The following is a 22,870-nucleotide window of genomic DNA, read 5'->3' as shown; positions in this document are numbered from 1 at the left end:
CATTTCGGTAATCACAGCAGATGATTATAATCAAAGAATATTTGCCTTGTGAAAGGTTAGGATAATCAGTTAAAATAAGCTTATAGAAGCAATAAACGGAGGAAGCATTATGAATTTAAAAGGACGTCATTTATTGACACTAAAGGATTTTACCCCAGAGGAAATACAGTATCTGATCGACTACGCAGCCGAACTGAAAGCCAAGAAAAAATCAGGGGTGGTGGGCGATCTGCTCAAAGGCAAGAACATTGTGCTGATTTTTGAAAAATCATCAACCCGAACCCGCTGTGCCTTTGAAGTAGCCGCTTTTGATGAAGGGGCCAACGTCACCTTTTTAACCAACAGTCAGATGGGCAAAAAAGAATCGATTGAGGATACCGCCATCGTTCTGGGGCGTTTTTATGACGGCATTGAGTTTCGCGGCTTTGAACAAACAACCGTTCAGATGCTGGCAGATTATTCCGGGGTACCGGTCTGGAATGGCTTAACTGATTTAGACCACCCCACCCAGGTATTGGCCGACATGCTGACGATTCAGGAAAATTTCGGCGCAGTTAAAGGTAAACGACTGGTTTATGTGGGGGATGCCCGTAACAATATGGGCAATGCCCTGATGATTGGCTGTGCCAAACTGGGGATGCATTTTGTGGCGGTAGCCCCGGAATCACTGTTCCCGGAAGAGGCCCTGGTGGCCGAAATGAAAGCCCTCTGTGAAACAACTGGGGGAACCATTACTCTGACCGCTGACATCAAAGCCGGGGTTAAAGGCGCCGATGCCATCTATACCGATGTCTGGGTATCGATGGGCGAAGAAGATCAGATGGCCGAGCGGATCAAGCTGTTGTCGCCATACCAGGTTAATATGGAAATGATTAAGGCCACCGGCAATGATGCGGTGATCTTCCTTCATTGTTTACCAGCCTTCCATGATCAGGAAACATCGGTAGCCCGGGAAGTCAAGGCGAAATTTGGGCTGGACGAAATGGAAGTTACCGACGAGGTTTTCCGTAGCAAACATTCCAAGGTCTTTGATGAGGCCGAGAATCGGATGCATACCATCAAAGCCGTAATGTGCTCATCTCTGGTTGGCTAAAATGCCCGATTACGTCGTTGGATCAATTTATTCAAATCCTTGTGTATTATTGATACGCGGCGGCCTTGAATAAATTAATCCGCCTAGTACTCGAGGTTTCGCTCAACCAGAACAGAATAGCCTAAATGGCCCGGATCTTAGTACGTGATTCATTACCAGGAGATTAACAATAAATGGAAATTAAAGATATCAGAAAATTACAAAATGGTTCCGACGTCCGGGGAGTTGCCCTGGCGGGGATTCCCGGTGAAGATGTCAATTTCACCCAGGATATGGCCATGAAAATTGCCTTTGCTTTTGCCACGTGGTTGGAGGAAAAGCTGGAGAAGACGCCGCTGACCTTTGCCATCGGCCAAGACAGCCGGCTGTCCGGACCCCATCTGGCGCAGGCGGTGGCTTTGGGTCTGGTCAGTAAAGGCAACCAGGTCTATCAATGCGGCATCAGTACCACCCCGGCGATGTTTATGACCACCATCGATCCGGTGCTGCAAGCAGATGGGGCGGTGATGGTAACCGCTAGTCATTTACCTTTTAACCGTAATGGGCTGAAATTTTTTACTAAAGACGGCGGTCTTAATAAAGAGGATATCAGCGCGATTCTGGAAATGGCCGAGACCATTGAAACCGGCTTTACCCCCGGAGGGCAGGCCCTGGACTATGATTTTTTGCCCAGCTATTCCCAGAACATTTTAAATATTATTCGCTCTAAAACTGGCACTGATCAGCCGCTGGCTGGCGCAAAAATTGTGGTAGATGCCGGTAACGGAGCCGGGGGCTTTTTTGTAGACCAGGTGTTGAGGCCGTTAGGAGCTGAAACAACCGGGAGTCAATATCTGGACCCCGACGGCAATTTTCCCAACCACGTGCCAAATCCGGAAGATGCAGTGGCCATTGAACATGTCACTAAAGCGGTGCGGGATAACCAGGCTGATCTGGGGATCATCTTTGATACCGATGTGGATCGGGCCGCGATTATCGACGAAAAAGGTAACGCCATCAATCGTAATGGCTTTATCGCCTTTATTGCCAGCATGCTGCTGGTCGAGTATCCCGGCTCGACGATTGTCACTGATTCGATTACGTCCACCGGGTTAACCGAGTATATTGAGAGCCGGGGCGGGAAACATCATCGCTTTAAACGGGGCTATAAAAACGTCATTAATGAGGCCATCCGTTTAAATAACGCGGGTATCGAAACCCACCTGGCCATGGAAACCAGCGGCCACGGGGCCATTAAAGCTAACTATTTTCTGGATGATGGCGCTTATCTGGTGACTATGGCGCTGATCAAATTCGCTGAACTGCATAAGGCCGGCAAGCCGATCAGTTCGTTTCTTGAAGGACTCAAGGAACCGGTCGAAGCCAAAGAAATCCGGTTAAAGATTGCCGCTGAGGACTTTAAGTCGTACGGTGAAAAGGTTTTGGCTGAATTTGAACAATTCGCCGCCAGTCAACCGGGCTGGACTGTCGTACGTCCCAACTATGAAGGCGTCAGGGTGAGCTGTGATGCCACCGCCGGAAACGGCTGGTGCCTGTTGCGGATGTCTCTCCATGACCCGATTATGCCACTGAATATCGAATCTGATACAGTGGGGGGTGGCGTAATCATCGAGACTGTATTAAAGCAATTTCTGACTCAATATCAGGGCCTTGAATAAATCGTTTATAATTTTTTCTGAAAAGATGAAATAAATTATTGGGTAAATAAAAAAGTCAGCCGCTTGTGAATTAAATCACAGTGGCTGGCTTTTTTTATCGTCTAAAGATCGTTTGCGGCAAGGGTTTTGACACCAAACACAAAGTAAAGCAGATGGCAGATCCAGATAATGCTTAAAACCACTCGCCCAATTGTCGTTGCCCGCATCATAATAAAACCTAACAGCATCGTAATGGTCACAATTGAGATGATTCGTAATTTGGCCTTTTTGGTCATTCCTCGGCCTTTAACCAGGGATTCCAGATTACTCTGATACAGCTTTGTTTGAATGAACCAGGTATGAAGGCGGTCAGAACTCTTAGTAAAGCAAAAGGTTGCTAGCAGTAAAAAGGGCGCGCAGGGCAGCATTGGCAAAAAGGTGCCAATTGTGCCAAGTGCCAGACTGATACATCCCAATATTAGATAAAAAATTTTTTTAGTGTTCATCAATTTCCAGCCCGGCCACAAATCCGTCAATCAGATCCATATGCTGGGACATGGCAAAGGCGGCGTTGAGGGGCTCTTTTGCTTTCAGGGCGTTTAAGATCTTGCGGTGCTGTTTGTCAATCACCGGTCCCCGTTGAGTATCATCGAGAATAGCAATCCGGATATCCTTGATCAGCGCTTCAATCAGGGTTGCCGACGATAGCAGGACGTTATGGATCATCTTGTTTTCCGAGGCCATGGCAATTTCATAGTGGAAGCGCTTGTCCAGTTCGGCCCGGACTGACTCGTCAGTTTCAGTTTCAATGGCATCACAGATTTTTTCCAGACTGGCAAACCGTTCCGGCGTCATTTTTTTGGCCGCCAGTTTAGCGGCTTCAGTTTCCAGCGCCCGCCGCAGTTCCTGAACCTCACTGAGCTGCCCATTGCTGAGCCAGAACATAATTGTCAGCGGCTGGGTCAGGGTATTTTCAAAATTTTCAGCAATAAAATTACCTTCGCCCTGCTGACAGACCACCAGGCCAATCATCTCCAGGGCCCGGATCGCCTCCCGGATCGTCGCTCGGGAAACCCCCAGCTGTTCCGCCCATTGCCGTTCCGAGGGCAGCCGGTCGCCGCTTTTTAAATTTCCCTTGATAATATTTTCTTTAATCTGCTCGAGGATCAGCAAATATATTTTTGTGTGCGTAATTTCTTTAAACATCTAAACACTTCACTTCATTTCATTCAATTTTTTATAAAAGTCATAATAAATCATTGTACCACAGCCGCTTTTAAAATTCAAAAAGATAAAATATCAGGAAATAAATAATTTCTGAAAACGTTATTTTACCACTTGACAAATATTTACGAAACACATATAATGGCAACAGGTTAGTGGTCTGACCACCAGACCAATAGTAGAATTTTATCAGAAATTTGTCAAGTGGTTTATGAATGGGTTTAAGAGGGTTTAACAGTTTTCGTCGATTGACCAGCTCAGTCGACAGCGGAATTTATGATGAAAGAACATTTTCCTTGCTGTCTGTTGCTGAAATGGACAGCAAAAGAAATTTCGCTCAGGTCTTAACCAAATGATTTGCATCGTTCGGCATTTGTGAAACGGAGCATAACGCTCATGGTAACTCGAAATGTCAATTTAATTTATTTTATGGAGGGTAAGTATGAAAATACTGGTATGTATCAAACAGGTTCCGGGAACGTCCAACGTGGAAGTGGATCCGGAAACAGGTGTCCTGATTCGGGATGGGGTTGAATCAAAATTGAATCCCTATGATTTATTTGGTCTGGAAACCGCATTTCGTTTAAAAGAACAATTAGGCGGCACCATTACCACCTTGTCGATGGGTCCGATGCAAAGTAAAGAAGTGCTGTTCGAATCTTTCTATATGGGCGCTGACGAGGGCTGTTTATTATCTGACCGAAAATTTGGCGGGGCTGATGTGGTCGCCACCAGTTATACGCTGGCCCAGGGGGCTAAAAGACTAGGTCATTTTGATCTGATCATCTGTGGCAAGCAGACCACCGATGGCGATACCGCCCAGGTTGGTCCGGAAATGGCTGAATTTTTGGGAATTCCCCACGTTACCAACGTCATCAAAATTCTGATGGCTGATGAAAAGGGTCTGACCTTGCAAATGAACATGGAAGAGTCGCTGGAAATCCAACGGGTGCCATACCCTTGCCTGATCACTGTCGATAAGGACATTTACACCCCGCGCTTACCTTCCTATAAACGAAAACTGGAAATTTCCGAAAATCCCGAAATTAAAGTTTTGACCCTGAAAGATATGTACGACACCGATGAAAAAAAATATGGCCTCAGCGGCTCGCCAACCCAGGTGGAACGAATCTTCCCGCCGGAAAGCAACGTCGAAAAAACCAGCTTTGAGGGCGATGGACCAGCTCTGGCACAGGCCCTGATGGGAATTTTAACTGAAAAAAAATATTTAGGCTAGGAAGGAAAAAATCATGGCAGGAATTAAAATAATCAAGGAAAACGTTGATCAAAAAACCTTTGAGGCACTGGCAGAAATTTGCCCCTTCGATGCCTTTTCTTATGTAAACGCTCGACTGGAAGTCACCGCCGCCTGTAAAATGTGCAAGATGTGTTTGAAAAACGGACCAGCCGGCGTGCTGGTACTGGAAGAAGATGAAAAGATCGCCATCGACAAAAGCCTGTACAAAGGCATTACCGTCTATGTCGATCACATTGAAGGCAAGATTCATCCGGTCACCTTTGAACTGATCGGTAAGGCCCGGGAACTGGCCGCAGTGATCGGTCATCCGGTTTACGCCCTGTTTATGGGGACCAATATCACCGCCGAAGCCAGCGAATTGCTTAGCTACGGGGTCGATAAGGTATTTGTCTACGATCAGCCGGAACTCAAACATTTTGTGATCGAACCCTATGCTAACGTCCTGGAAGATTTTATCGAAAAAGTAAAGCCATCTTCAATTTTAGTTGGTGCCACCAACGTCGGTCGTTCCCTGGCGCCACGCGTCGCTGCCCGTTACCGCACCGGTCTCACCGCCGACTGTACCATTCTGGAAATGAAAGACAATACCGATCTGGTTCAGATTCGACCAGCCTTTGGCGGGAATATTATGGCCCAGATTGTGACTGAAAACACCCGACCACAGTTCTGTACCGTCCGTTATAAAGTATTTTCCGCTCCGGAACTGGTTAAAGAACCCTGGGGCAGTGTGGAAATTATGGAAATCGGCAAAGAGAAACTGATTTCAGCCATTGAAGTGCTGGAAGTCATTAAAAAAGAAAAAGGCCTTGATCTTTCGGAAGCCGAAACCATTATAGCGGTTGGCCGGGGCGTAAAATGCGAAAAAGATCTGGAGATGATCCATGAGTTTGCTGAAAAAATCGGCGCTACCGTGGCCTGTACCCGACCCGGCATCGAAGCCGGCTGGTTTGATGCCCGCCTGCAGATTGGCCTCAGCGGCCGAACCGTTAAACCGAAACTGATCATTGCCCTGGGTATTTCCGGTGCGGTCCAGTTTGCCGCCGGGATGCAGAATTCCGAATATATTATTGCGGTCAATAATGACCCCAAAGCACCAATCTTTAATATTGCCCATTGCGGCATGGTCGGTGATTTATACGAAATCATCCCCGAACTGTTAAAAATGATTTCTGATCCGGAAAGCGCTGCCGTCGGGAAAACCCTGGCGATGCCTGAAGCCATTGAAACACCAGAAAGGATGGTTGGCTAAGATGAATTATAAAAAAGTGGAAGCAAAGGATATTGATTTTTTAAAGGACCTGATTCCTGCTGAACGGATCTTTGTCGGTGACCAAATTGGTGAAGATTTCAGCCATGATGAGCTGGGCAGCATCCATTCCTATCCGGAAGTGCTAATTAAGGTAACCACCACCGAAGAAGTATCAAAAATTATGAAATATTCCTATGATCATAATATTCCCGTTGTCGTCCGGGGTTCCGGCACCGGGCTGGTGGGAGCCTGTGTCCCACTGTTTGGCGGGATTATGTTAGAAACCACACTGATGAACAATATCCTCGAACTGGACACCGAAAACCTGACCGTTACCGTGGAACCCGGCGTCCTGTTGATGGAACTGTCCAAATTTGTCGAAGAAAATGATCTCTTTTATCCGCCCGATCCCGGTGAAAAATCGGCCACCATTGCCGGTAATATCAGCACCAATGCCGGCGGTATGCGGGCCGTGAAATACGGTGTGACCCGGGACTATGTCCGCGGTCTGACAGTGGTCTTATCTAACGGCGAAATCATCGAGCTGGGCGGCAAAATCGTTAAGAACAGCTCCGGTTACAGCTTAAAAGATCTGGTCGTCGGCTCCGAAGGAACCCTCTGTGTGATCACCAAAGCGATCCTCAAACTTTTGCCCTTACCAAAGATGACCCTGAGCCTGCTAATTCCCTTTGATAATATCAGTGATGCGGCCGGGATCGTTCCCAAGATTATTAAATCCAAGGCGATTCCCACCGCGATTGAATTTATGGAACGCCAGACGATTCTTTTTGCTGAAGATTTTCTCGGTAAAAAATTCCCGGATTCCAGCAGCAACGCCTATATCTTATTGACCTTTGACGGCAATTCCAAGGAACAGGTCGAAGCTGAATACGAAGTCGTCGCTAACCTCTGTCTGTCCGAAGGTGCCAAAGATGTTTATATTGTCGACACCGCCGAGCGTAAAGAATCGGTCTGGTCAGCCCGGGGTGCCTTCCTGGAGGCGATTAAAGCCTCGACCACCGAAATGGATGAGTGCGACGTCGTGGTACCACGAAACCGGATCGCCGAGTTTATTGAATTTACTCATGAGCTGGCCGCCGAAATGGATGTCCGGATCCCCAGCTTTGGTCATGCCGGCGATGGCAACCTTCATATCTATGTCTGTCGGGACAAACTTGACCAACAGGAATGGGAAGCCAAACTGGAAGAAGCGATGGACCGGATGTATGCTAAGGCCCTGACGTTTAGCGGACTGGTTTCCGGCGAACACGGCATCGGCTACGCCAAACGAAAATATCTGCTCAATGATTTTGGAACGGAACATCTGGCCCTGATGGCCGGGATCAAACAAACCTTTGATCCCAAGAATCTGCTGAATCCTAAAAAAGTCTGTCAGATGTAGGGTGAGAAATGGATAACTTGTTACTTTTCTTCGTCGCCCTGATCCCGGTGGCCTGGCTGATTGTTTCCCTGGGGGTCTTAAAGATCCCCGGGCAAAAAGCCTGTCCCATTGCCCTGGCACTGACCGTCGTGTTGAGTATTCTGGTCTGGAAGATGCCGGTCATCGATGGTTTGACTGCTGCTCTGGAAGGGGCTGCCATGGCGATCTGGCCGATCTTCCTGGTCATTGTCGCCGCCGTCTTTACCTATAATCTGGTTACTCACACCGGTGGCATGGAAACCATCAAAAAAATGATGAGTTCGGTTTCTACCGATCAACGGATTCTGGTATTAATCCTGGCCTGGGGTTTTGGCGGTTTTCTGGAAGCGATTGCCGGCTTTGGTACAGCCGTTGCCATTCCCGCCAGCATTTTAGCAGCGCTGGGCTTTAACCCGGTGTTTGCCGCCATTATTTGCCTGATTGCCAATACCACCCCCACTGCTTTTGGTGCCATTGGTTTGCCAGTCAGCACCTTGGCCTCAGTTACGGGCTTAAATGTAAACGATTTGTCTTTTACCATTGCGATTCAGTTGTTTGTGATGATTGTGATTATTCCCTTTATTCTAGTCAGTATTACCGGGAAAAGTGTCAAAGCGATCAAAGGGGTCTTCTTCATTACCTTGATGGCCGGTCTATCCTTTGGTTTGCCGCAGATTTTTGTGGCCAAGTACCTGGGCGCTGAACTGCCGGCAATTGTCGGCTCGGTTATCTGTATGGGCGTAGTGATTTTGATGGCCAAGGTGTTTTATAAGGATACCGCTGCTAAAAATGTGGAAAAAATCCCCTTCAAAACCGCCGTCAAGGCCTGGCTGCCCTTCATTCTGGTGTTTGCCATTATTATTCTCTGTTCATCGCTGTTCCCGATGATTAATGGGTTGTTGAAGCAGGTCAGTACCACGGTTCAGATCTACACCGGACCTCATGGCAAGCCGATGACCTTCTACTGGCTGGCTACCCCAGGAACCCTGATTATCATTGCCACCTATCTGGGCGGACTGATTCAGGGCGTCAAGTTTGGTGCGATCAGTACTATTCTTGGTAAAACGGTTAAGCAAATGTTTAAATCAGCGATTACCATCATGTCGATTGTGGCGCTGGCCAAGGTGATGGGTTATAGCGGTATGATCGGCGTCATTGCCCAGATTCTGGTTTTGATCACCGGCGATTTCTATCCGCTGATTGCGCCATTGATCGGAGCCCTGGGAACCTTTGTCACTGGTAGTGATACCTCTGCCAACGTGCTGTTCGGCGGGCTTCAGGTCGAGGCCGCCAACGCCATCGGCATGAGTCCTTACTGGCTGGCGGCTGCTAATACGGCTGGTGCTACCGCCGGTAAGATGATCTCACCCCAGAGTATTGCCGTCGCCACTGCCGCCACTGGTATTATTGGCAGCGAAGGAAAGATTCTCCAGGCAACTCTGAAGGTCTGTGCCATCTACGTTTTAATTATTGGGTTGGTGGTCTATTTTGGAGCACCATTGATGGAAGGGCTTTTGAGTACTTTTGGATAAAACAAACGTGTAAATCGAGACACTAGAAGAATAAAATTTTCTAGTGTCTTTCGTCTAATCAGAAAGGAACAGACTATGGAAATTAGAATACCTTATGGAAAAGAAAAACAACGGCTGGAGATTGAGGAGGCTTATCTTAATGGCGTCCTCGTCTCCCAGATTGAAGACTATCATCCCGATAAAAGCCAAAGCGAGCTGGTGGCCGCGGCACTTGAGCAGCCCGAGGGGTCGGCCAAGCTGTGCCAGCTGGCGATTGGTAAACAGAAGATTGTCGTTATTGCCAGTGACCATACCCGGCCGGTGCCCAGTAAAATTATTATGCCGTTGATGCTTAGCGAAATCCGCAAAGGTAATCCCGCCGCCGAGATCACCATTTTAATTGCCACCGGGTTTCACCGCTTGACGACCAGAGAGGAGCTGGTCGGTAAATTTGGTGAGGCCATCGTTGATCAGGAGCGGATTGTTGTTCATGATTCCGGGGATGACAACAGTCTGGTGAAAATCGGCACGTTGCCCTCCGGCGGGGAGCTGATCATCAACCGTTTGGCCGCCGAAGCCGATCTGCTGGTTTCCGAAGGCTTTATTGAGCCCCATTTCTTTGCCGGTTTTTCCGGCGGACGAAAAAGTGTACTGCCGGGCATCGCCAGCCGGGTCAGTGTGCTGGCCAATCATTGCGGCGAATTTATTGCCCACCCCAAAGCCCGCACCGGTGTGATTGAAGGGAACCCCCTCCATATTGATATGCTTTACGCTGCCAGAACAGCCAATCTGGCTTTTGTGGTCAATGTGGTGATCAATTCTGAAAAAGAAGTGATTTATGCCGTAGCCGGCGATTGCGACGCTGCCCATATCAAAGGCCGGACGTTTCTGGAAGGGCTCTGCAAGGTTCAGGCAACCCCCAGTGATATCGTCATCACCAGCAACGGCGGTTATCCCCTGGATCAGAACATTTACCAGGCGGTTAAAGGCATGACCGCTGCCGAAGCTGCGGTTAAACCCGGCGGCGTGATTATCATGCTGGCTAAGTCCAACGATGGTCACGGCGGCGCGACCTTTTTCAATACCTTCCGGGATGAGAAAAATCTCGACAAGATGCTGGCTGGTTTTGTCAACACCCCCCGGGACGAAACCATCCCCGATCAGTGGGAAGCCCAGATTCTGGCGCGGATCTTATTAAAGGCCAAGGTGATTTATATCTCGGCCGCCCCGGATGAAATGATCAAGGCGTTTCAAATGACCCCGGCTAAGGATGTCCAGGAAGCGCTGGCGATGGCCCGGGATTATCTGAATAATGAAGCTGCCACCGTGACGGTGATCCCTGATGGGGTTGCGGTAATTGTGGAATAAGACCAGCGATAAAAGTTGTAATAAAAGCTGTAATAAAAAAGATGACATTTCGGTGTCATCTTTTTTATTATTAGCAGGAGCTGTAAATTAATGCGCTATTTTGCGGCTGTATGCCGGGCTTTATAAATCACCCTGATCGGCATCCACCGGGCCATCCAACAGCAGATAGGACATTAATTTAATCGCAAAGATAACACTGTCGGGATGGGTGAGAATTTCTGTCAGTTCCGGATGTTCCCGGGTAAAAGCGGTCTTGACCCGCTCGGTTTCAGAATCCGCCAGTGGTTGAAAAAGACCGGAGAAGGTAACCGAGACGATATTTTCAGTTGCGGTGGGGCCGCGGTGCTGGCGACTATCCACCAGGACACTGACCCGGGGATTGGCCAGCAGATTCTTGAATTTTCGGGATTCCCGGGTGGAGACCAGATATAGAACACGGAGATCATCGCTTGAGAGATAGGTCATCAACGAGCAATAAGGGTTTCCTGCGGCTTCGGTACATAAAACACAAAGAGAATTTTCACGTAGGATCGTTTCTAATTTAGCTAACATAGTTACCACCTTTCATCAAACTGCAGGAAGAGGAAACCTTCCGGCGGTCTGGGTAAATAAATTTTAAAATGCGTTGAGTAGCGAACTTCTTTTTTTATTATATCAGATATAAAGGCATTGATTGCAAGTAGCGAAGAGAAAAATTTTAGTGTTATAAAAATAAACAGCGTGGCGAAAAACTGTGATTTCTGCTGGCAATTTAAGCGGTTGAGGCGTATAATTATGAAGATCGTGTCAGAATTAAAATGATTGATATATTTAACAATTGCTGAACTGATATTGGGAATGAGATGTGGATCCTTCGATCTTCGTGTGCAGGTGTCATCTGCTGTGAAAATAGTTACTGGAACCTCTGAAACTTCCGGAAAACGGCCATAATAAATACGATTTATTAAATCATCAATGATTTTTGCCCATATTGTTTGAGATATCGATACCGTTGTAATCCCTTGGTTCTGACCATTGTAGCAAAACGTTTTCTATTTCGTGATGCTTATTAAAATAGCAACACCTGAAAAGATCAATCCAAAGAAATTATGGAGGCTAGAAAATGCTAAAAGAAAGTGAATTAAAAACCTATGCAGAACTGATGAAAACGCGGTTTCTGGAAGATCCGGGCGTAATTTTTCAAGTCAAAGACCTGGACCGGGCCGAATTGCTGATTAAAGCACAGTTCGAAGGCCAGATTGAGGCCTTTATGGAAGAGAATGCAGTGCAAGTGCAGGCAGATGGCAAAGGTCTGCTGATTGGCTACTCAACCAGGGATTTGCCCGAAGACCGGCTGATGAACGTGATGCAGCAATCATCTCAAAAATTACTGGCGGTGGTGAATCAAGAAGAATTGCAGGTGCTTCAGGACCGGGCTGTCAGGCAGGCCCAGATCATTCCTCAAAACTGGCATACCGCTTATGTTGACGGTGCCGTATATCATTTGTTGATCATCGCCACTGACGAGTCTGTAAAAGGAACGGGAGTATTCAGAAAACTGATTACTCCCGTTCTTGAAAAATGTGAGGCCAATAAGGAGTCCATTGTGTTGGAGACCTTTAACCCCGATAATCTGCCGATTTATGAACACTTTGGTTTTAACTTAATGGAGTCTCATACTTCCGATGACATGGGTTTGACGTGTTACTGTATGATGCGCTAATAAGAAAGGAAGACGATATACCTATTGCTCTTACATTCTAACAGCTTAAGCAACAAGATGGATAAAGACCTAACTGGTTATTAGGTACTATAACCATAAATACATTGTAGTAGAAAGGATACCGTGTACAAGTGCGGTTATGGTTTCCCGGTCGCTGGTCTTATTCAGCTTAATTTATAAAAAAAACGATCGAAAGAGCTGCGTTTGGGCCAGGAATGAGATCGGTTATGAAATTGAAATGGAAGCCGGGAACCCTTGCCCACCAGTATTGCTCTTCTGGCAAATATAAAGTAAAAAGGGGGAAATCATGAAAACAAGAATGAATCGTTTGGCATCGGACACTATTTTGTCCATATTCCTCATCATAACGATGTTGCTGAGCGGATGCGCTCAACAACCGGTCGGGGTGGACTACACAAAATCGGAGAACTGGGCTTATCTACCGCTTGGTGAAACCGTGACTAAAAACTGCGATGTTTTTTTTGTGGCACCGACGGTTTATCTGGGCAGCGCTGAGTCCCATTCGATGGATCTCAGGGATGAACAAACAAAGGCCCAATTCCTGGGCGCGACCAATATGGAAAAAGGCCTTTATGATGGGGACGCCAATTTTTTTGCCCCTTATTACCGGCAGGCGGCACTGAACGCCTACACCATGGATGGATCCCAATCGGATCAGTATTTTGATCTAGCCTATGAGGATGTTTCAAAGGCATTTGATCAGTACATGAAAGATTACAATCAGGGGCGGCCCTTTATTCTGGCCGGTTTCAGCCAGGGTTCGGAAATGCTGTTGCGGCTGCTGGCAGACAAGTTCGCTGATCCGGCGTTAAGTGACCAGTTGGTCGCCGCCTATCTCATTGGCTGGCGCGTTGCACCGGAAGATTTAAGCAACTATCCCTTTTTAAAAATGGCCCAGAATTCCGGGGATACCGGCGTGATTATTTCCTTTAACTCGGAGGCCGAGGGGATTCAAACTTCGTTGATTGTTCCGGATAAAACATTGGGGATCAATCCCCTGAACTGGAGAACTGATAGCACCCCCGCTGCTGCCAGCGAAAATAACGGCGCGGTATTTACGGATTACGCTGGTGGGATTGTCAAAGAGGTACCAAACCTGACTGGAGCTTATTTGGATCCTACTCGGGGAACCCTGCGGGTAACGGATGTTACCGCGGCTGATTTTCCGCCAGTGCTCGATATTTTTCAGTATGGGGTATATCATCTCTATGATTACCAGTTTTTTTACCGTAACCTGCAACAGAATGTCAAAGAACGGATCAGTAATTTTCTGAGCAGCTCTGTGTTGGTGGAACCGGTCATTTAATATGATAGACGAGAAAGGCCCCTTTGACATGGCGCCCCGGTGTCGGGCACTTAATTTATCAAAAGTGGCCTTCTCAAACTAACCATGCTTGACAAACCGACCAGTCCCAGGACTCACTTAACTTTGCTCAGGCGAAGATTTGCGCAGGAACATGCAAATAAATTTTTTATGGATTTAAAAGATCGGAGCACACGTGACAGATAAAAATAAAAAATCAATACGAATGGACTATCAAGCCATTTTTAAAAAAGCCTATCATTTGATGGATGAAGCGATCATCGCGGGTAATTGTGGTGAACGATGTGGCTATCATTGTTGCCGCCGTAACGACGGCGACGGTAAGCGATTGGGCATGTATTTATTACCCCTTGAATATGAATATATGCAAAGTGAGGTTGTTACCGATTACGATCTGCACCGTCATCAGGACTACAATATGCCCCCTAAAATCAAAAAATATTATTACATCTATTGCCATCTGGCTAACGGTTGCCTGAGAAACCATCGTCCCATTCAATGCCGGACCTACCCCTTTGAACCCCATCTCCAAAATGGTGTCTTCTCACTGGTGATTGAAAAAGAGCAGATTCATGGCTGTGTAATGATTAGAGGCCTCTCAGAGTGGCGCCAGGCCTTTATTGATGGTGTTTATAATGGCTGGCTTGAACTGCTGAAAATCCCTGTCATTAAGTATCACATTGAGTATTTGTCAAAAGAGCGAATCGTGGCCAATAATATTATGATTCGCTATACTTCAAATGGATATGATCATCCGATTAAAAAAGATATTGGCTGATAATGAACTTATTGAAAATGCAGTTATCCGGAATTTTCGGATAGAATTGTCAGTGAATTTGCCGTCAGCGCTGATATGATGGATGATGAAATTAAAAAACCTTGAGTTGACGGAAAGCAGTACGAACATTGCAAAAAAAAGGAGAAAAAAATGAGTAAATTCGCTGTAATTGACACCGAGACGACCTGGGGTGATGCGGTTATGTCGGTGGGAATTGTCATTGCCGATACGGTGACCTTCGAGTTGCTCGACAAACGCTATTACATTCTCACGCCGTTTAAGGATCATGGCGGGATGTACACGGACGCCCTGTATACCAACGGCATCAAGCCGGACCTTGAGTGTTCCCGGGAAAAGGCAATGGCCGAACTGCGGCATTTTCTTTCAGATTATCAGGCTACGGCAATGTTTGCTTACAACGCTGCGTTTGACTACCGGCATCTGCCCGAGTTAAGACATCTTGACTGGTATGACATTATGAAGGTGGCGGCGTATCGACAGCATAATCACAGCATCCCGGATTGCGCCGAATGCTATGGCACCGGCAGATTGAAGCGCGGCTACGGTGTGGAGAGTGCCTACCGGATGCTGAGTGCCGAGCTGGAATACTGCGAGTTACACAACGCGCTGACTGACGCGATCGACGAGTTGACGATCATGAAGTTGCTTAACCACAAAATGGATAAATACGCCTTGGCGAGGATATAAACAAGCAAGAAAACAATCAAACCAGGGTCTGATCGAAAATATGCACGAATAAATTATTTAAATTAATAAAACAAATTAAATCGAAAGAAGGTGTAGCTATGCGAGAAACGCATCTGATTAAAAGCCGGCAGACTTGTAAGCTCGGATTGATCATTGTTATTCGGCAGCTTTTCCCCCAAGAATCCCTTAAAACCGCTTATTCAATTATGGAGGGCGTATTTTGCCGGTTTGCCGATTCGGCAATTTCAATCAGAGAAGTCGATCAGATTGAAAAGAAACTAAACGAGTGGGTTTTAAGTACTCCGGAGATTGACTTTTTGAAACATGAGGGTGGCTACTACTTTTATCAGGTCGATGGCGATGTTGTTAAAATGATCTATCCCTGCGAAACAAATGTTAAAAATATGGATCCTTTTTGTGTGATTCCTTATGCTGGCGGTTTTATTGTTGACTTTGGCGACATTGACCGCGATTGCAACACCGCGTTGATTCCGCCAGATAAACTCTCGGCCATGTATGATAAGACCCAGAAATGGTTGAAAAATATTAATATCGAGTTGCTCAATGATGTTAACGACTTTGTCAAAAGCAGTGCCAGCCTGAAGCTGCTGGGGATGGCTGAAGCCCTGCATGAAAAGGAGATCTCCGATATTGCCGTGATGATTCTGCTGCAGCAGCGGGCGCTGCGGGTGTTGCTGATTTCCGGACCCTCTTCTTCCGGCAAGACGACCTTTGCGCAACGGTTATCGACCCAGTTGAGTGTGAACGGATTAAAGCCGGTTACCCTGTCAATGGATGATTATTTTGTCAACCGCGAAAAGACACCGCTCACTGAAGACGGCAAGCCGGATTTCGACTGCCTGGAAGCGTTGGATCTTCCTTATTTGCAACAACAGCTCAAAGAACTGATCGATGGAAAAATAATTGAAACACCGATCTATGATTTTAAAACCGGTCGTCGTTCCGCCCAAACAAGAAGACTGCAAGTAGGACACGATGAAATCCTGGTCGTCGAAGGGATTCACGCCTTGAATCCGGTATTGTTTATGGGGATCAACCGGAACATGCTGTTTAAGGTCTACCTCAGCTCGCTTTTTCAATTAAATTTCGACCTGGAAAACAGGGTGCCGAGTTCGGAAGTGCGGCTGATCAGACGCATTGTCAGAGGCGACCAATTCCGCGGGACGCATCCCGAGGATACCCTCGATCAGTGGGAAAATGTCCGCCGCGGAGAGTATCAAAACGTCTTTAAATTCCAGGAAGAATCGGACGTGATGTTCAATTCGAGCTTGCTATACGAATTAAATGCGATGAGAACTTTTGCCGAAGCTTCCCTTAATAAAATCGCGGATCACAGCCCCTATGCGAAGACCCGCGACCGCCTGCTTAATATTCTTTCCTTCTGTGAGCCGATGAATATCGAGAAAGTCCCTTTTAATTCAATATTGCGTGAATTCATCGGCGGTAGTATCTATTTTGACTAAGAACAAAAAATCTGAATCAGGCATGGGGATATCATCTGGTTCCATTGCGTTTGCCGCAAGGATCATGTCATATAGTTACTTGGTGATAGTTCCAAGCGCCACCATAATCGCTTCAAACAGCTCCGGCTCCCAGGCACTGCGGCCGATAAATAAGCCGTCGACGTTGGCAAGCCGGGCATAATCCCGGGCGTTATCAATGTTGACGCTGCCGCCAAACAGCAGCGGCACCGCCGCCCCGCTGGGTCCGTAGCGGTCGATCAGAACCCGCCGCAGGAAGTCGTGGATTTCCTCAACATAGGCGGCAGCAGCCGGGGTGCCAGCAACGCCAATGGCCCAGACCGGTTCATAGGCGATCCAGAATTGGCCGATGGCTGCCGCCGGGACATCGGTTAAGGCGATCTTTAACTGTTTGGCCAGCATTTCTTTGGAAACGCCGTAGTCTTTATCGGCCTGCTGTTCGCCGATGCAAATCAGCGGGGTAAAGCCGTGTTTGAGGGCGGCCCGGGCTTTGCGATTGACGGCTTCGTCGCTTTCGTTAAAATACTGGCGCCGTTCGCTGTGGCCCAACTCAATGATATCGACCCCGATTTCGGCCAGCATCAGCGGCGAAATTTCGCCGGTAAACTGCCCAGAGTCCTGCTCGTGCATATTCTGGGCGCCCAGCTTCAAGGGGCTTTTTTGAGCAGCAAGCGCTTCTTTTATTTTCCACAGGTGGGTATAAGGGGGAATGATGAAAAACTCAAATTGGGGATATTTACCAATGATTGTCATCAGGGCCGCGCTGTAGGCCAGACCCTCGGCCAGGGTTTTATTCATCTTCCAGTTGGTTCCCAGTAAGAACTTTTTCATTGATGGCCTACTTTAGATAGGTTTTTTCCAGAGTTCGCATTTTTTCAACTTTTTTGGTTGAGCCGCCGCCCTGGAAATCACTTTTTAACCATGCTTCGGCGATCATTTTGGCCAGTTCGGTGCCGATCACCCGAGCCCCCATGGTCAGGACATTGGCATCGTTGCTTTTGGCCAGTCGTTCGGCCGAATAGACATCGTGGCAGGTGCCGGCAAAAACCCCGGGCACCTTGTTGGCCATCATCGCCACCCCCAGCCCGGTGCCGCAAAAGATAAAGCCGCGGTCATATTCCTTATTTTTGATGGTTTCGGCCAGGTTAAAGGCAATTTCAGGATAGTCACAATCGTGGCTGGCGGAATATTGCAAATCGGTGATGTCGTAACCGGCTTTCTGTAAATAATTAAAAATCTCGTCCTTAAAATCAATGGCAGCATCGTCACAATCAACGGCAATTTTCATCATCTTCCTCCTGGTATCTGAATTTGCACAGTTATTTTCCCTTGTGTAAAAATAGCCTGTTCTTTAAGGTATTTAACCTCGGGATACGCTATCATTATGGCATAGATGCAGGGATTTGTAAAGAAACGAAGCGCTTAAAGGGCTTTGAAATAAAGTAAAAATAACCGGGTCAGTACCCCTGACGGTGGCCTGGTCAGGACAGGGAGACAGGATGGAGAAGACACAACGGGTAGTCATCAAAAATAAAAACGGGGTCCATACCCGGGTGGCAGCGATGGTGGCCCGGCAGGCCCAAAAAATCGAAAAAATCTGGGACTGTCAGCTATACCTGCGGCGGCCCAGTTCGGCGGATGGGGTGGCCTGCAACTCGGTGCTGCCACTGGTGTCCTTGAAAATCCGCCATGGAGAGCTGGTGGAGGTCTACAGCCCCAATCCCGGCAGTGCCGAAGCGGTGTTTAAGCTGGCTTCTTTTTTAAGCCAGACAGCAGAGCTGGAGGCGCCGGATACCGAAGCGATCGACAGCATCCTCCAGGAGAATACCCTGGCCAGTGAAAAGATTTTTGAAAGCATCAACAATGGCCTGATTGCCATGGACAGCCATGGCATTATTAATATTTTCAATCGTGCGGCGGAAGAAATCACCGGCGTCAAAGCCACTGATATCATCGGCAAAAAGGCGGATGAATGGGTGCCCAATTTTAATTTGCATGATTTGCTGGCATCAAAAAGAGAAAATCTCGGTTTGAAGCATAAGATTGGTAAAAAATGGGTAATAACTAATAAGAGTCCGATTATCGTCGCTGACGAGGTCATCGGTGGGGTGGTGGTTTTTCAGGATATCTCCCAGATTGAAGAATTATCCGGGGAACTGCATTCGGTCAAGGAACTGAAAGAAAAGCTCAATAATATCCTCGAAACCGTCGATGACGGCATCTGTATGATCAATCATGCCCGGGAAGTAACCTATGTCAATCATCCCTTTGTCAAGATGTTTAAAAAGGAAGGTACCCAGGTGCTGTCCCGCAAAATTCAGGATCTGTTTGCTACCGAAAAGTTCGCCGAAACTTTTTTCACTGGTCAGGGCGAGCTGATCATCACCAACAGCGACAACCGCCAATTTATTATGACCGCCCGGCCGATTATTATTGAACAGAAGTTTCGCGGCAATGTGATTGTCGCCCGGGAGCTGACCGAAATCGCCCAGCTGGCTGACCGGATTGAGCTGCTTTCCGAAAAGGCTCGCTTTCTTCAGGACGAGCTGGCCAAAAAAGAAGACCTGAATCCCTCCTTTAATAGTATCATTGGCAAGAGCGGCGCCTTGATTGAAAGCTTGACGGTGGCCTCAAAGGCGGCCCGAACCGATGCGGCGGTGCTGATCCGGGGCGAAAGTGGCACCGGCAAAGAGCTGGTGGCCCGGGCCATTCACCGGGCCGGAGCCCGCCACAAAAAGCCCTTTGTTGGTATGAATTGCGCCGCGATCCCCTCCAATCTGCTGGAAAGCGAACTGTTTGGCTATGAAAAAGGGGCTTTTACCGGGGCTTACAAGGAAAAACGGGGCAAATTCGAAATCGCCAGCGGCGGGACGATTTTTCTCGACGAAATCGGCGACATGGACAAGGCCATGCAGGCCAAACTGCTGCGGGTGTTGCAGGAACAGGAGATTGAACGGATTGGCGGGGCCCACCCGATTAAGATTGATGTCCGGGTGATTGCCGCCACCAACAGTCCCCTGGAAACGATGATGAAAGAGGGCAGTTTCCGGCGCGATCTGTATTACCGCCTGAATGTCATTACCGTGATGCTGCCACCACTGCGCCAGCGCAAGGGCGATATCCCACTGCTGGTGGAATACTTCACCGAGAAAATCAGCAAAAAATATGACCTGCCCCGCTGTGCCATGACCAAAACGGCCTTGAGTGCCCTGGAGCAATATCATTTCCCCGGCAATGTCAGAGAACTGGAAAATATGATTGAGGGCGGCATGACCCTGTCCAATAGCGACTGGATTACTCTGGCGGACTTACCGGGTTATCTATGTGATGAAATCGGGGTCGAGCCGGCCGAAAAAAGTCCCCGCTGGGGCGATGGGGATAATCTCCCCACCTTTGCTGAGATGGAGCGGGAACTGATTGCCCGGGCGCTGACCAAACACGGTAGCTTCCGTCAGGCTGGTTTGGCCCTGGGGCTGGATCACAAGACCATTGCCGCCAAGGCCCGGAAATATCAGCTGGACTAGACTGCGATTGGCACAAAAATTGCGATTACATTCTATTCAGATAACACATAACGAGTTGGAGGAAGAAAATGACCGGTGTAATTATCGTATCGCATAGTGAAAAGTTGGCCGAAGGGCTGCGCGACATTGTCATGGAAATGAATGATGGCAGCGTCGCGGTGATTGCCGCCGGCGGGGCTGCCGACGGTCGGATTGGTACCAATACCACCAGGATCAAAAAGGCCATCGAGAGCCTGGCCGAACGGGAGCATATCCTGATCTTTGTCGATCTGGGCTCGGCGGTGATCTGCAGTGAAACCGCCATCGAAATGCTGGAGGATGAAGTGCTCCAGGCTAAGGTCCACATCGTTGATGCACCGTTGGTTGAAGGGGTGATCGGCGGGGTGATTCAGGCCACTATCTGCAATGAGCTGGAAAAAATTATTGCCACTGCCAAAGAAGGGGCGACTCTGAGAAAGGTTCACTAAATGGTCTGTTGATTGGGAAAATTTCCCCATTCGGGGAAATAACGCCCATAACATAGAAAGCGCAAGCTCGTCATTGGCTTTATGAGTGGGTTTCACTCTGGCATGGTTCTTGCGTTAAGAAAACGTATACAAAGACTTATTCAAACAAATAATTTTAGGAGGAAGAAATGAAACGATTAATCAATGATCCCTATGATGTAGTAGAAGAAATGCTGGCCGGTTATGTAACTGCCCACAAAGATCATGTGGTCTTAGATCAGGCATCTGAAGCTCAGGGCCGGGTGGTGGTCAGCAAAACTGCCAAGCAAAAAGACAAGGTCGGCGTGATCATCGGCGGTGGCTCTGGACATGAACCCTTGTTCTTGGGCTATGTCGGTAAAGGCTTTGCTGATGCCGCGGTTATTGGTAACATCAATACCTCGCCATCCCCAGATCCCTGTTATGCCTCGGTCAAAGCTATCGATACTGGTAAAGGTTGTATCTACCTTTACGGTAACTACGCTGGCGATGTGATGAACTTTGACATGGGCGCTGAAAAAGCTGATGAAGAAGATGGTATCCGGGTTGAAACCGTGCTGGTTACTGACGATGTTATTTCTTCTGAAAATATTGAAGACCGTCGCGGGATTGCCGGAGATTTTTTTGTCTTCAAAGCCGCCGGAGCCAAGGCGGAAATGGGCGGCGATCTCGATGCCGTCGTGGCAGCGGCAAAAAAATGTAACGATGTCACCCGGACCATGGGTGTGGCGATGTCTTCGGCCACCTTACCATCAAAAGGCGGCCCAATTTTTGAAATGGAAGACGGCGATATGGAAATCGGTATGGGTATCCATGGCGAACCTGGGGTCCGTCGTGGTAAAATCGAACCTGCTGACAAAGTCATCGACCAGATTATGGAACCGATTCTGGCCGATCTGCCTTATCAAAGTGGCGACGAGGTTTATGTTCTGGTCAACAGCCTGGGTGCCACGCCACTGATGGATCTGCACATCTGCTTCCGTCGGGTTGCTGAAATCCTGGCCGACAAAGGCATTACTATTTACAAATCCCTGATTGGCTCATTTGCGTCATCCATGGATATGGCCGGGATGTCCGTCACTCTGGTAAAACTGGACGACGAAATGAAAGAATTATTGGATTATCCCTGCGACACCCCCTATTTTAAACAGTTCTAAATAGCAACGAGAATAATAACAAAGCGGGTTGATGGGAAACCATCAACCCGAAATCATTGTCAGGAGAAGAATTATGAGCGATTATATTTTAAATAAAGACTACTTTCTTGGGGTGATTGATGACCTCATTGTGTTGGCCGAAGAGAAAAAGGATTATTTTTCGGAACTGGATTCAGCCATTGGCGACGGTGACCACGGCATGAATATGAGTATCGGTTTTCGCGAAGTCAGCAAAAACCTGGACGGCTGGAAAGACGAAGATATCAATACTTTGTTCAAAAATGTTGGTACCGCTCTGCTTGATAAGGTTGGCGGCGCTTCCGGCCCGCTTTATGGCGGCTTCTTCAGCAAGTTTGGAGTGCCGGCCAAAGGTAAGGAGGAAGTGAACTTTGACGAATTCATCGAAATGATGGAAGCCGGCGTGGCGATCATCGAAAAACGGGGCAAGGCAGTAGTTGGCGATAAAACCATGGTCGATACCCTCAGACCGGCCATTGACGCCTTAAACACTGCTTATCATCAAGATGGGCTGGCACCGAAAGAAGCGATGAAAAAAGCGCTTGAAGTGGGTGAAGCCGGTTCCGATTCAACCATCCCGATTATCGCCAAAAAAGGCCGGGCGATGCGGCTGGGCGAACGGGCCATTGGTCATCGTGATCCGGGCTCGGCCTCCAGCGCCGCGATTCTGGCAATTTTATATAAGCGCATGCCGTAGAAATTTGAAAAAAGAATACGCAATCAGGAGCTGTCCGTATGATACAGAGTGCAGGTCGCACCAGGGGTGTTGACGTTGCCTCTGCGAATACGGGCTTTTTTTAGATTGTCCGGCCGAAAAACGGCGAAACGGATTGTATTTGAAATAAATTTTTGCTGTAAAGGGCTAGCAATGCACAGTGATAAAGTGTATAA

At 47.8% G+C, this 22,870-nt stretch carries 21 protein-coding genes; 16 read left to right on the top strand and 5 right to left on the bottom strand.

Features of this window, described 5'->3' with window-relative positions:
- The first annotated feature begins 109 nt into the window (after positions 1 to 109).
- Together argF and A3KS_RS0111690 are read left to right on the top strand one after the other, a co-directional pair.
- On the top strand, positions 110 to 1,093 hold the full coding sequence (argF, locus tag A3KS_RS0111695) for an ornithine carbamoyltransferase (protein WP_026395082.1): 984 nt from the start codon (positions 110 to 112) through the stop codon (positions 1,091 to 1,093).
- 173 nt (positions 1,094 to 1,266) lie between these two features.
- Positions 1,267 to 2,751 carry a phosphohexomutase domain-containing protein gene (locus A3KS_RS0111690; protein ID WP_026395081.1) on the top strand — a complete coding sequence of 495 codons (1,485 nt, stop codon included), beginning with the start codon at positions 1,267 to 1,269 and terminating at the stop codon, positions 2,749 to 2,751.
- 101 nt (positions 2,752 to 2,852) lie between these two features.
- Here the strand turns inward: A3KS_RS0111690 and A3KS_RS0111685 are convergent, their stop codons facing one another.
- Together A3KS_RS0111685 and A3KS_RS0111680 are read right to left on the bottom strand one after the other, a co-directional pair.
- Positions 2,853 to 3,236 (bottom strand): YbaN family protein, encoded by a 384-nt coding sequence (locus A3KS_RS0111685; protein WP_026395080.1) that lies wholly within the window; start codon positions 3,234 to 3,236, stop codon positions 2,853 to 2,855.
- Positions 3,226 to 3,936 carry a FadR/GntR family transcriptional regulator gene (locus tag A3KS_RS0111680; RefSeq protein ID WP_026395079.1) on the bottom strand — a complete coding sequence of 237 codons (711 nt, stop codon included), beginning with the start codon at positions 3,934 to 3,936 and terminating at the stop codon, positions 3,226 to 3,228. The genes A3KS_RS0111685 and A3KS_RS0111680 overlap by 11 nt, the downstream gene beginning before the upstream one ends.
- Before the next feature lie 460 nt (positions 3,937 to 4,396).
- On the opposite strand from A3KS_RS0111680, the gene lctB reads away from it, so the two are divergent.
- From lctB to larA, 5 genes are all read left to right on the top strand, one after another.
- Positions 4,397 to 5,191: a lactate dehydrogenase subunit LctB gene (gene lctB, locus A3KS_RS0111670; protein WP_026395078.1), complete on the top strand. Its 795-nt coding sequence runs from the start codon at positions 4,397 to 4,399 to the stop codon at positions 5,189 to 5,191.
- Positions 5,192 to 5,204: 13 nt separating this feature from the next.
- The gene (gene lctC, locus A3KS_RS0111665; RefSeq protein WP_026395077.1) at positions 5,205 to 6,461 is read left to right on the top strand and encodes a lactate dehydrogenase subunit LctC; all 1,257 of its coding nucleotides are present in this window, start codon (positions 5,205 to 5,207) and stop codon (positions 6,459 to 6,461) included.
- Position 6,462: 1 nt separating this feature from the next.
- Positions 6,463 to 7,863 (top strand): lactate dehydrogenase subunit LctD, encoded by a 1,401-nt coding sequence (gene lctD / locus A3KS_RS0111660; RefSeq protein WP_026395076.1) that lies wholly within the window; start codon positions 6,463 to 6,465, stop codon positions 7,861 to 7,863.
- 8 nt (positions 7,864 to 7,871) lie between these two features.
- On the top strand, positions 7,872 to 9,413 hold the full coding sequence (locus A3KS_RS0111655) for an L-lactate permease (protein ID WP_026395075.1): 1,542 nt from the start codon (positions 7,872 to 7,874) through the stop codon (positions 9,411 to 9,413).
- Positions 9,414 to 9,488: 75 nt separating this feature from the next.
- Positions 9,489 to 10,760, top strand: coding sequence for a nickel-dependent lactate racemase (gene larA, locus A3KS_RS0111650; protein ID WP_026395074.1), 1,272 nt, complete (start codon positions 9,489 to 9,491; stop codon positions 10,758 to 10,760).
- A 120-nt stretch (positions 10,761 to 10,880) separates the two neighbouring features.
- Here larA and A3KS_RS0111645 read toward each other — a convergent pair whose 3' ends face one another.
- The gene (locus tag A3KS_RS0111645; RefSeq protein WP_026395073.1) at positions 10,881 to 11,312 is read right to left on the bottom strand and encodes a pyridoxamine 5'-phosphate oxidase family protein; all 432 of its coding nucleotides are present in this window, start codon (positions 11,310 to 11,312) and stop codon (positions 10,881 to 10,883) included.
- Positions 11,313 to 11,862: 550 nt separating this feature from the next.
- Here A3KS_RS0111645 and A3KS_RS0111640 point away from each other — a divergent pair.
- The 5 genes from A3KS_RS0111640 (at position 11,863) to A3KS_RS0111620 (ending at position 16,777) form a co-directional block, all read left to right on the top strand.
- Positions 11,863 to 12,462, top strand: coding sequence for an N-acetyltransferase (locus A3KS_RS0111640; protein ID WP_026395072.1), 600 nt, complete (start codon positions 11,863 to 11,865; stop codon positions 12,460 to 12,462).
- A 307-nt stretch (positions 12,463 to 12,769) separates the two neighbouring features.
- Positions 12,770 to 13,789, top strand: a complete 1,020-nt coding sequence (locus tag A3KS_RS21035; protein ID WP_035356110.1) for a DUF3089 domain-containing protein — start codon at positions 12,770 to 12,772, stop codon at positions 13,787 to 13,789.
- A 193-nt stretch (positions 13,790 to 13,982) separates the two neighbouring features.
- A complete protein-coding gene (locus A3KS_RS0111630) occupies positions 13,983 to 14,585 on the top strand; it encodes a hypothetical protein (protein ID WP_026395071.1) in 603 nt (200 codons plus the stop codon).
- A gap of 150 nt (positions 14,586 to 14,735) precedes the next feature.
- Complete coding sequence (locus tag A3KS_RS0111625) at positions 14,736 to 15,293, top strand: 3'-5' exonuclease family protein (RefSeq protein ID WP_026395070.1); 558 nt, start codon at positions 14,736 to 14,738, stop codon at positions 15,291 to 15,293.
- 98 nt (positions 15,294 to 15,391) lie between these two features.
- Complete coding sequence (locus A3KS_RS0111620) at positions 15,392 to 16,777, top strand: uridine kinase family protein (RefSeq protein WP_026395069.1); 1,386 nt, start codon at positions 15,392 to 15,394, stop codon at positions 16,775 to 16,777.
- A gap of 75 nt (positions 16,778 to 16,852) precedes the next feature.
- Here A3KS_RS0111620 and A3KS_RS0111615 read toward each other — a convergent pair whose 3' ends face one another.
- Both A3KS_RS0111615 and A3KS_RS0111610 read right to left on the bottom strand, forming a co-directional pair.
- The gene (locus tag A3KS_RS0111615; protein ID WP_026395068.1) at positions 16,853 to 17,626 is read right to left on the bottom strand and encodes a triose-phosphate isomerase; all 774 of its coding nucleotides are present in this window, start codon (positions 17,624 to 17,626) and stop codon (positions 16,853 to 16,855) included.
- Between the two features lie 7 nt (positions 17,627 to 17,633).
- Positions 17,634 to 18,083, bottom strand: a complete 450-nt coding sequence (locus A3KS_RS0111610; protein ID WP_207637755.1) for an RpiB/LacA/LacB family sugar-phosphate isomerase — start codon at positions 18,081 to 18,083, stop codon at positions 17,634 to 17,636.
- A gap of 211 nt (positions 18,084 to 18,294) precedes the next feature.
- Between A3KS_RS0111610 and A3KS_RS0111605 the strand changes: the two genes are divergently transcribed.
- From A3KS_RS0111605 to dhaL, 4 genes are all read left to right on the top strand, one after another.
- Positions 18,295 to 20,319: a sigma 54-interacting transcriptional regulator gene (locus A3KS_RS0111605; RefSeq protein ID WP_026395066.1), complete on the top strand. Its 2,025-nt coding sequence runs from the start codon at positions 18,295 to 18,297 to the stop codon at positions 20,317 to 20,319.
- A gap of 68 nt (positions 20,320 to 20,387) precedes the next feature.
- Positions 20,388 to 20,786 carry a dihydroxyacetone kinase phosphoryl donor subunit DhaM gene (gene dhaM / locus A3KS_RS0111600; protein WP_026395065.1) on the top strand — a complete coding sequence of 133 codons (399 nt, stop codon included), beginning with the start codon at positions 20,388 to 20,390 and terminating at the stop codon, positions 20,784 to 20,786.
- A 167-nt stretch (positions 20,787 to 20,953) separates the two neighbouring features.
- Positions 20,954 to 21,961, top strand: coding sequence for a dihydroxyacetone kinase subunit DhaK (locus A3KS_RS0111595; RefSeq protein ID WP_026395064.1), 1,008 nt, complete (start codon positions 20,954 to 20,956; stop codon positions 21,959 to 21,961).
- Positions 21,962 to 22,034: 73 nt separating this feature from the next.
- Positions 22,035 to 22,676, top strand: coding sequence for a dihydroxyacetone kinase subunit DhaL (gene dhaL / locus A3KS_RS0111590; RefSeq protein WP_026395063.1), 642 nt, complete (start codon positions 22,035 to 22,037; stop codon positions 22,674 to 22,676).
- The last annotated feature ends 194 nt before the right edge of the window (positions 22,677 to 22,870 follow it).

Origin of the sequence: Acetobacterium malicum subsp. dehalogenans DSM 11527, from assembly GCF_000472665.1 — a bacterium.
GTDB lineage: Bacteria > Bacillota > Clostridia > Eubacteriales > Eubacteriaceae > Acetobacterium > Acetobacterium malicum.
The sequence above is the reverse complement of the archived record's forward strand: the minus strand, read 5'-3'. Positions and strand labels throughout refer to the sequence as shown.

Coding starts and splice junctions, on each gene's coding strand:
- dhaM (WP_026395065.1), top strand. CDS start 20,388: ATGACCGGTGTAATTATCGTATCGCATAGTGAAAAGTTGGCCGAAGGG.
- A3KS_RS0111645 (WP_026395073.1), bottom strand. CDS start 11,312: ATGTTAGCTAAATTAGAAACGATCCTACGTGAAAATTCTCTTTGTGTT.
- larA (WP_026395074.1), top strand. CDS start 9,489: ATGGAAATTAGAATACCTTATGGAAAAGAAAAACAACGGCTGGAGATT.
- A3KS_RS0111685 (WP_026395080.1), bottom strand. CDS start 3,236: ATGAACACTAAAAAAATTTTTTATCTAATATTGGGATGTATCAGTCTG.
- A3KS_RS0111605 (WP_026395066.1), top strand. CDS start 18,295: ATGGAGAAGACACAACGGGTAGTCATCAAAAATAAAAACGGGGTCCAT.
- A3KS_RS0111620 (WP_026395069.1), top strand. CDS start 15,392: ATGCGAGAAACGCATCTGATTAAAAGCCGGCAGACTTGTAAGCTCGGA.
- A3KS_RS0111615 (WP_026395068.1), bottom strand. CDS start 17,626: ATGAAAAAGTTCTTACTGGGAACCAACTGGAAGATGAATAAAACCCTG.
- lctC (WP_026395077.1), top strand. CDS start 5,205: ATGGCAGGAATTAAAATAATCAAGGAAAACGTTGATCAAAAAACCTTT.
- A3KS_RS21035 (WP_035356110.1), top strand. CDS start 12,770: ATGAAAACAAGAATGAATCGTTTGGCATCGGACACTATTTTGTCCATA.
- lctD (WP_026395076.1), top strand. CDS start 6,463: ATGAATTATAAAAAAGTGGAAGCAAAGGATATTGATTTTTTAAAGGAC.
- dhaL (WP_026395063.1), top strand. CDS start 22,035: ATGAGCGATTATATTTTAAATAAAGACTACTTTCTTGGGGTGATTGAT.
- A3KS_RS0111690 (WP_026395081.1), top strand. CDS start 1,267: ATGGAAATTAAAGATATCAGAAAATTACAAAATGGTTCCGACGTCCGG.
- A3KS_RS0111625 (WP_026395070.1), top strand. CDS start 14,736: ATGAGTAAATTCGCTGTAATTGACACCGAGACGACCTGGGGTGATGCG.
- A3KS_RS0111680 (WP_026395079.1), bottom strand. CDS start 3,936: ATGTTTAAAGAAATTACGCACACAAAAATATATTTGCTGATCCTCGAG.
- A3KS_RS0111595 (WP_026395064.1), top strand. CDS start 20,954: ATGAAACGATTAATCAATGATCCCTATGATGTAGTAGAAGAAATGCTG.
- lctB (WP_026395078.1), top strand. CDS start 4,397: ATGAAAATACTGGTATGTATCAAACAGGTTCCGGGAACGTCCAACGTG.
- A3KS_RS0111610 (WP_207637755.1), bottom strand. CDS start 18,083: ATGAAAATTGCCGTTGATTGTGACGATGCTGCCATTGATTTTAAGGAC.
- argF (WP_026395082.1), top strand. CDS start 110: ATGAATTTAAAAGGACGTCATTTATTGACACTAAAGGATTTTACCCCA.
- A3KS_RS0111640 (WP_026395072.1), top strand. CDS start 11,863: ATGCTAAAAGAAAGTGAATTAAAAACCTATGCAGAACTGATGAAAACG.
- A3KS_RS0111655 (WP_026395075.1), top strand. CDS start 7,872: ATGGATAACTTGTTACTTTTCTTCGTCGCCCTGATCCCGGTGGCCTGG.